The following is an 8,685-nucleotide window of genomic DNA, read 5'->3' as shown; positions in this document are numbered from 1 at the left end:
TTTATTTTTTAATCTGTCTACTTAGAAGGGAGCATATCACTTTTCAGTTGCGTTTTTTTCTTATATGGAAAGAAATCAACGCTCCGACTAATTACTTTCCGTGGGCAACCGCCTTAACTAACTTTGCAAAGAAGAGCACTTTACAAAGTGGATTTTCGGCTCGCGCTATTCTCACAGGAGTTTACGTAATTAGTCTCCGCTATGAGAAGGTGCAACATTTCTTGTCAGAAGTAATAGGTTGACTTTTATAAAATAGATAAGAGCAAGAATCGCTATCCATAAGTATAAAAGCAGCAATGTTATTTCATGCTAGTGTTGTAGAGCAGAATTTAGCGAAGGCCGCCCACTTTCACTCCTGTGGAAACTGTTTGACCTGAAGATCCACTTTTTCGAGCGGTTTTGGTTCGAAAAAGTTAGCTGAAGGCCAAACCCCACGGAAAGGAAAGTGGGCAGCCGGAGTGGTGGTAAGGCTGTTCAAATATTTCAAAATGGATGCTAGAGAAATGGTAAACCTTTAGCTTTTTAGTCATAAGTGCTGAGCGAATTTTGCTCAGTTTTTCTTAACAAAGATAAAATGATCTTCAAAAATTTCAAAAAATTAATGCATAAATATAAATAATATAGTATAATTATAAACAACTAAAGATGAGAAGCTAATGGGAATTGAGATCATATATTGCTAGATATTGGAGGAGGAGCACAATGTCAGAAACTACAGGTTATCTTGTTTTAAATACGGGGGATGTCTTAGAAGGTAAGTGGCTTGGAACACATAAGGAAGTAGAAGGGGAACTTGTATTTAATACAGCGATGACTGGTTATCAGGAAGTGATGACAGACCCATCATATGCAGGTCAAATCGTTACCATGACCTATCCGTTAATCGGAAACTATGGCTGGAACGAAATCGATTATGAAAGTATTAAACCATCTCTGAAAGGTTTTATTATCTCAACACCTAGTCATAACCCAGAACATTATGAATCTAAAAATACACTAATGGAAATGTTGGAGGAGCACGATATTCCAGCACTTTCTCATATTGATACAAGAGCACTGACACGTATTATCCGTGAACACGGAGAAGTGTATGGCAAGATAACCCAGAATCCTAACGAAAAACCTGTCCATACTACCGTTAATTCAAATATTGTTTCCACGGTATCTGTTAAAGAAAAAAAGAGTTACAGCACAGAAACGTCGATAAATCATCCAGCACCACATGTGGTCGTAATGGATTTTGGTTATAAGCATTCCATCGCTAAATCATTATTAGAGTTGGGGTGTGACGTTACTGTTGTGCCTTATAATACCACTTTTGTCGAGATTCAATCATTGGATCCAGATGGTGTATTATTATCCAATGGCCCTGGTGATCCACAAGCATTGGCACATTTATCGGAAAACATTAAACAAATATCGGAAAGCTTTCCGACAATGGGGATTTGTCTTGGCCATCAGCTAATTGCACTGGCACATGGCGCAACGACTAAACGTTTACCATATGGACACAGAGGCAGTAACCATCCAGTGAAAGACTTACAGACTGGTAAAGTAATGATTACATCGCAAAATCATGGTTATGTAGTTGACTATGACTCTGTAAATATGAAAAATTGGTACGTTTCACACGTGAATGTTAATGATAAGTCAGTGGAAGGTTTAAAACATAAAAAGAAGCCTTTAATGACGGTGCAATTTCACCCTGAGGCACATCCTGGTCCGATCGATACTCATCATTTATTCGTAGATTTTATTCAGCAGTTTATTACTAAGGGAGAGAAACAGCATGCCTAAGAAAGACGACATAAAGAAAGTACTCGTAATCGGCTCCGGTCCAATCGTGATTGGGCAGGCAGCCGAATTCGATTACGCTGGTACCCAAGCATGTCTTGCTTTACAAGAAGATGGCGTAGAAGTAATTTTGGTTAATAACAATCCTGCTACAATCATGACGGACGAAAATATAGCAGACAAAGTATATTTGGAACCATTAACTTGTGAGTCGATCACAAAAATTATTGAAAAAGAAAGACCTGATGGTATTTTGCCTACTTTAGGTGGGCAGACAGGTCTTAACATGGCCGTTTTATTAGATGAAGCGGGTGTGTTGGAAAAATACGATGTTACATTATTAGGTACACCGCTTGAAACGATTCAAAAAGGGGAAGACCGTGAGATCTTTAAAGCGATGATGAAAGATATTGACGAACCAATTGCAGAGAGTCTTTCCACTTCTTCTGTTGACGAAGCTGTTCGTTTTGCTGATAAAGTTGGCTATCCGATGATCGTACGTCCTGCATACACATTAGGTGGTGCTGGTGGGGGTATTGCCAATAATGAAGCGGAATTACGTACTATCGTAAAAAACGGGCTTCACTATAGTCCGATCAGTCAAGTTTTGATTGAGCAAAGTGTGAAAGGATGGAAGGAAATTGAGTATGAGGTAATGCGTGATTCCAACGATACTTGCATCATCGTATGTAACATGGAGAACTTTGATCCCGTTGGAGTCCATACCGGAGACAGTATTGTTGTCGCACCATCTCAAACGTTAACAGATCGGCAATATCAAATGCTTCGTACTTCATCAGTAAGGGTTATCCGCGAGTTAGGTGTTATTGGTGGATGCAATATCCAATTTGCCCTGAACCCGGAGAATGATGACTATATCATTATTGAAGTAAACCCGCGAGTAAGTCGTTCCAGCGCGTTAGCGTCGAAAGCAACTGGATATCCGATTGCACGAATCGCGGCAAAAGTAGCACTAGGTTACTACTTGGATGAGGTGATTAACCCGATTACAGGAGATACGTATGCAAGCTTTGAGCCAGCGATTGATTACATTGCAGCCAAAATCCCACGCTGGCCATTCGATAAATTTACTGGAGCCGACCGTCTCTTAGGTACGCAAATGAAGGCAACAGGTGAAGTGATGGCGCTAGCACGTAACTTTCCAATGGCAATCAATAAGGCGATTCGCTCACTAGAAATTGGACTCGATTCATTACATTTACCTGGTATAGAAAAGTTGTCTGAACAGGAACTACATACCGCGCTAGATAAAGCGACAGATGAGCGGTTATTTGTGGTTGCAGAAGGTTTACGCAGGGGAATGACAGTGGAGGAGATCCACGACATTACAGCGATTAACAATTACTTTTTGTATGAGTTAGAAGCAATGATTGCAAAGGAAAAAGAAATAGCAACGAAAGATTGGGAGTCGATAATGAAACAAGATTTGAAAGATGCGAAAGCTTTTGGTATTTCTGATCTTACGTTAGCTAAGCTGCTTCATGTCGACGTAGCAAAGATTCAACAGAAAATAAAAGCAGAAAAACTGGCACCTTCCTATAAAATGGTTGATACTTGTGCTGCTGAATTTTCAGCAGAAACACCGTACTTCTACAGCTCCTGGAATGAATGGGATGAGGTAGAATCGTTGGATGGAGATAAACGGATGGTTGTGCTAGGCTCTGGTCCAATTCGTATTGGTCAAGGCGTGGAATTCGACTATTGCTCTGTTCATGCTGCTAAGTCTTTGCAAGGCCAAGGTATTGATGCGGTTGTCATTAACAACAATCCCGAAACCGTAAGTACCGACTTTAACACAGCAGATCATCTTTATTTTGAGCCATTAACTGTTGAAGATGTGTTACATGTCATTGAAAAGGAAAATGCTCAAGGTGTCTTGGTTCAATTCGGAGGTCAAACCGCGATTAATCTAGCGAACGGTTTACAAAAAGCAGGTGTTAAGATTGCTGGTACCGCACTGGAAGCTATTGAAGCTGTAGAAGATCGTGACTTATTTTATCAACTTTTACAACGATTAAATATTCCACATATTCCAGGTGACACTGTAGTGGCAGTAGAGGATGCTAAAGCAGTCGCTAGAGAAATCGGCTATCCAATTTTAATGCGTCCATCCTATGTTATTGGTGGTCAGGGTATGGTGATTTTGCATAATGAAAATCAACTTGTAGAATATTTAGCTGATTTACAGGCGAAAGCACATGATAATCGGATTTTTCCATTATTAATTGATCGTTACATTGAGGGATATGAAGTAGAAATTGATGCAATTTGTGATGGATCAGATGTATTAATTCCGGGTATTTTTGAACATGTGGAAAAAGCAGGGGTGCACTCTGGTGATAGTGTGGCTATTTTCCCGGCACCGACTTTGACCGAAGAACATAAACAAACGATTGAAATATATGCACAAAAGATTTCTCAAGAATTAAGTGTCAAAGGGATTATGAATATCCAATTTGTTTTAAGTGAAGACCGAAAAACGATTTATGTATTAGAAGTAAACCCGCGTGCTTCGCGGACCGTGCCAATTGCAAGTAAGGTTACGGGGGTTCCAATGGTGGATTTGGCGACTCGTGTACAAATGGGAGAACCGTTGAGCGATCAAGAATGGAAGCTTGGTCTCCATCAAGAAGTACCTTATTATGCAGTAAAAATGCCGATATTCTCTAATAACAAGTTACCAGGATTGGACCCGACTCTAGGGCCTGAAATGAAATCAACCGGAGAAGCGATCGGAATTGGTTCAACGGTGGAACAGGCAATGGCAAAAGCGTTTGGCTGGAAAGAAGATTGCCTGAAAGCATTACATGAACAAGATACCATTTTCTTATCGCTTGCTAAAATAGATGAAAAACTTCAGGAACAATTGAATGCTATAAAAGCAGCTATTGAAGCTGATGAGGAAACCGCAGCACTATTAACGCAACATGGTATCCAAGTTAATACGATCACAAAACTTGAAGAAGCACAACAAAAATGTTTAGACGAGAAGTATGCTTTTATTGCCGATACACACCGTACTGGTGAAAAAGATCAGCATGTTTCATTACGCGAGGCAGCATTACGTTCCGATACATTACATTTTACGGCGATTGACACGTTAAGTGCTTATATCGCAGCAACTAGGACAGAACTTGAATCACCGAGATCTATCCAGAATCACCGTAGCAATAAACTCGACTTAAACAAAAAGGAGCGTGCGATGCCGTGAGTATAAAAGAACAATTAAAGGGGAAAGACCTCCTGACACTTGCAGATTATTCCAAAGCTGAAATAGCATATATATTAGAGTTGGCAGTACAGATCAAAGAAAAACAGAAAAACGGTGAGTTGTATCAACCGTTAAAAGGAAAAACACTAGGGATGATTTTTGAAAAATCATCCACTCGTACCCGTGTATCATTTGAAACAGGGATTTATCAGCTAGGTGGAATGGGTTTATTTTTAAGTTCTAATGATATCCAATTAGGTAGAGGCGAGCCGATTTCCGATACGGCTAAAGTATTGTCCGGCTATTTAGACGGGATAATGATTCGAACCTTTTCGCAACAAGACGTTGTAGATTTAGCAAAGAATGCCTCCATTCCTGTGATAAATGGCTTAACGGATGATTATCACCCTTGCCAAGTATTAGCTGATTTGCAAACTATTAAAGAGGAAAAGGGGAAACTGGAAGGCTTAAAGCTTGCTTATATTGGTGATGGTAACAATATGGCTCATTCTTTAATGATCGGTTGTGCAAAGATGGGCTTGGATGTTGCTGTTGCGGCACCGAAGGGCTATCAGCCTCATAATGAGATTGTGGAGCAAGCACAGTCTTTTGCAGATGGTAGTGAAGTATTGGTAACCGAAGATGTTGTAGAAGCTGTGAAGGATGCGGATATAATATATTCCGATGTATGGGCAAGCATGGGGCAAGAAGCAGAACAAAAAGAACGTGAGAAAGCTTTTACCCATTATCAAGTGAATAAAGAATTGTTCTCCCATGCCAAGCAGGATGCCATTTTTATGCATTGTTTACCAGCACACAGAGAGGAAGAAGTAACCGCAGAAATTATTGATGGACCACAATCAGTTGTTTTTCAAGAAGCGGAAAACAGATTACATGCACAAAAAGCATTAATGGTTGCATTGATGGGCTAGATCTCTTTTTTAGAGATCTAGTTTTTTCATGTTTGCAGTTCATATTTTGTTATTGCTATAATAAAGATTAATTGTGTGGCATTACACAATAGAAAATTAAAGGATTGATCGCACATGAGTATCTTAAAAGAGTTACGAAATATTATAAATCCAGAACATATTTTGATAGATGAACAATTAAAGAATCATACCTATACGAAGTTAGGTGGAAAAGCTGACTTCTTTGTAACACCTTCTACTGTCGAAGAAGTTCAAGAAATCATCCGCTATGCTAAAAAAACAGAGGTCCCTTTTACATTGTTGGGCAATGGTTCCAATGTAATCGTAAGAGATGGTGGAATACGAGGAATTGTCTTAAGTTTAAAAAAATTTACAGGTATTAAAAGAGAAGGGAATAAAGTGATTGCAGAGAGTGGAGCTCGTATAATCGATGCATCACGATTTGCTTTGAGAGAACATTTAACCGGATTAGAGTTTGCCTGCGGAATTCCTGGAACAGTAGGCGGTGCATTATATATGAATGCCGGTGCCTATGGTGGAGAGGTGAAAGATTGCTTAGAAAGCGCCCTTGTTGTTGATTCTGCCGGAGACGTACATCGCTTTTCGGCTGACGCTTTTGACTTAGCATACCGTACAAGTAATATTGCTGAAAAAGGCTATATTGTATTAGAAGCGACCTTTAGCTTAGAAATCGGTGATTACCATGAAATCAAAGCAGTGATGGACGATTTAACCTACAAACGAGAATCCAAGCAACCGTTAGAATACCCATCTTGCGGCAGTGTATTCAAGCGACCACCAGGATACTTTGCTGGAAAGCTGATTCAAGACAGTGAATTACAAGGAAAAGGTGTCGGCGGAGCAGAAGTATCCACAAAACATGCAGGATTCATTGTAAACAAAAACAATGCGACAGCTACTGACTATATCTCTGTAATCGAAATGGTCCAACGCGAAGTAAAAGAAAAATTCGGTGTGGATCTAGAGCGGGAAGTTAGGATATTGGGGGAAGACTGAAGTAGAGTTTTAACCTTTGATCTTACGGACAAAAAATAAAAAGTTCCAAAAGAAATGTCCATAAGAATCAATCTTACAGACAAAATTGTTATACAATCAACAAAAGTGTCCGTGAGAATCATTCTTATAGACAAAAAACACAAAATCTTCTAGGAAGTGTCCATAAGAATCAATCTTACGGTCAAAAAAATTAAAAAAAGCAAAAAAGTGTCCATAAGAATTAATCTTATGGACACAATAGTTAAATTTTCTACAAAGTTGTCTACAATAATTTTTGTGTTTACCCGTAATCATACATAATAAACCCATTTATGATTCCCAACACTTTTAAAATATCTTTCCAAAAAGCGTTTTATACTTTTTTTAGAATAACCCTTACCACACCACTCATATACAAGATTAGTAGTTATTTTCTGGTCTGGAAATAGTAAGCATAGTTCTTTAATGTTTCGTAAGAGAGCATCAGCAACTGATTCTTCATGCTCACACTTGGAACAGAAGCAATTTCTCCCATTAATATTAATGGAGATATCATTACAATTAACGCAGCGCAAGCCCTTTTTTAACTCTTTATATGCGAATGTTGGTATTCTGGGGTGAGGATAATCTCCAATATCTCTAGTGATCAGATGTTGTGCTAACTTGTGTTGTTGTGATGTTACAGGAGGCTTGTGGTTCATGTTGTCGATGAATTTGTGAACTTGTGTAGGAAAAATAAAGTGCTGATTCAATGGAGCTTGATAGAGGGTAAACTCGGGGTTGATAAAAACATCAAAACATTCCATTGGTAAATCAATATGAAGCTCTAGCAAGACTTGTCGCATCAATGTTTCATTACGTTTCAGTTGAAGCAAAGGGTTACTGACTTCCTTACCCGGTAGCTTATACAACCGTTTATCTAAATATTGATAGTCGCCAGGAAAGTTTTTAACGTCGAAGAAGTAAAGAGTGGTACCTGATAGTATGATAGAATCAATTTGAAATGTGGTTGTGCCTATTTCAAATCTTAAATCACTGAGCACTAGCAAGTGGTCATGTAAATCTTTTTTCAATATTTGCTCGAATCGCTGTTCCCCTTGATAACCTTGTTTTAGATTATGATAGTATTTAAGCTCTTTGCTCGAAAACGTAATCCTGGATTCTAAAGCTTCAAAAACTTTTAGTTCAAATGGTTTTTTCAATGCTCGTACAATCATATTCTACTCCTTTCAGATATTACAAAGTTTTCGGCGAATCTGGGGGAATATTTGATAAAATGATATAAATAATAAAACCCGCTCATTACAAAAAGAAAAAGAAGACGGACCAGAAAGGATGATATACCAAAATATTCAGCAATACCACCACATACACCATGAACAGATCGATCACTACCTGACTTTCTCAGTCTTCGTCTCATGTCATCACCTCCTATCCTTTACATATTAACACATTTTTCCACAAACTAACAAAACAGATACTTTGCATTCAAAAGAAAAATTCTATATACTATTTACATAATAAAATAAGCGATTAAGATTCCTTTGGGGCAGGGTGTAATTCCCGACCGACGGTGATAAAAGCAAAGATGCTTTTTTAGTCCGTGACCCGGATCATTTGAAAAAATGTGAAGGTGGATTTGGTGAAAATCCAAAGCCGACAGTAATAGTCTGGATGGGAAAAGGAATTGGTGACGTAGTGACTTTTCTATGGGGAAAAGTAGTTTTTTTG

The 8,685-nt window shown here is 38.7% G+C and carries 7 protein-coding genes and 1 riboswitch; of the genes, 5 read left to right on the top strand and 2 right to left on the bottom strand.

The window, feature by feature from the left end; genetic code table 11:
- From GH715_RS21365 to murB, 5 genes are all read left to right on the top strand, one after another.
- Nucleotides 1-242 (top strand): hypothetical protein (locus tag GH715_RS21365; RefSeq protein ID WP_205601863.1); only part of this gene is annotated, 242 nt, incomplete at its 5' end.
- A 460-nt stretch (nucleotides 243-702) separates the two neighbouring features.
- The gene (locus GH715_RS14750) at nucleotides 703-1,797 is read left to right on the top strand and encodes a carbamoyl phosphate synthase small subunit (protein WP_153835972.1); all 1,095 of its coding nucleotides are present in this window, start codon (nucleotides 703-705) and stop codon (nucleotides 1,795-1,797) included.
- Entirely contained in the window at nucleotides 1,790-5,026 is a 3,237-nt protein-coding gene (gene carB / locus GH715_RS14745) for a carbamoyl-phosphate synthase (glutamine-hydrolyzing) large subunit (RefSeq protein WP_153835973.1), read from the top strand. Before GH715_RS14750 ends, carB begins: the two co-directional genes overlap by 8 nt.
- Nucleotides 5,023-5,958 carry an ornithine carbamoyltransferase gene (gene argF, locus GH715_RS14740; protein WP_163578681.1) on the top strand — a complete coding sequence of 312 codons (936 nt, stop codon included), beginning with the start codon at nucleotides 5,023-5,025 and terminating at the stop codon, nucleotides 5,956-5,958. Before carB ends, argF begins: the two co-directional genes overlap by 4 nt.
- A 114-nt stretch (nucleotides 5,959-6,072) precedes the next feature.
- Complete coding sequence (gene murB, locus GH715_RS14735; RefSeq protein WP_153835974.1) at nucleotides 6,073-6,975, top strand: UDP-N-acetylmuramate dehydrogenase; 903 nt, start codon at nucleotides 6,073-6,075, stop codon at nucleotides 6,973-6,975.
- A gap of 290 nt (nucleotides 6,976-7,265) precedes the next feature.
- Here murB and GH715_RS14730 read toward each other — a convergent pair whose 3' ends face one another.
- Entirely contained in the window at nucleotides 7,266-8,171 is a 906-nt protein-coding gene (locus GH715_RS14730) for a nuclease-related domain-containing protein (protein ID WP_153835975.1), read from the bottom strand.
- A complete protein-coding gene (locus GH715_RS14725; RefSeq protein ID WP_228760318.1) occupies nucleotides 8,168-8,374 on the bottom strand; it encodes a PspC domain-containing protein in 207 nt (68 codons plus the stop codon). The genes GH715_RS14730 and GH715_RS14725 overlap by 4 nt, the downstream gene beginning before the upstream one ends.
- A 116-nt stretch (nucleotides 8,375-8,490) precedes the next feature.
- Nucleotides 8,491-8,644, top strand: a riboswitch (FMN riboswitch).
- Nucleotides 8,645-8,685: the final 41 nt, after the last annotated feature.

The sequence above is a fragment of the Gracilibacillus thailandensis genome (assembly GCF_010994055.1).
Taxonomy (GTDB): Bacteria; Bacillota; Bacilli; order Bacillales; family Amphibacillaceae; genus Gracilibacillus; species Gracilibacillus lacisalsi.
The sequence above is the reverse complement of the archived record's forward strand: the minus strand, read 5'-3'. Positions and strand labels throughout refer to the sequence as shown.

Coding starts and splice junctions, on each gene's coding strand:
- GH715_RS14750 (WP_153835972.1), top strand. CDS start 703: ATGTCAGAAACTACAGGTTATCTTGTTTTAAATACGGGGGATGTCTTA.
- murB (WP_153835974.1), top strand. CDS start 6,073: ATGAGTATCTTAAAAGAGTTACGAAATATTATAAATCCAGAACATATT.
- GH715_RS14730 (WP_153835975.1), bottom strand. CDS start 8,171: ATGATTGTACGAGCATTGAAAAAACCATTTGAACTAAAAGTTTTTGAA.
- carB (WP_153835973.1), top strand. CDS start 1,790: ATGCCTAAGAAAGACGACATAAAGAAAGTACTCGTAATCGGCTCCGGT.
- GH715_RS14725 (WP_228760318.1), bottom strand. CDS start 8,374: ATGAGACGAAGACTGAGAAAGTCAGGTAGTGATCGATCTGTTCATGGT.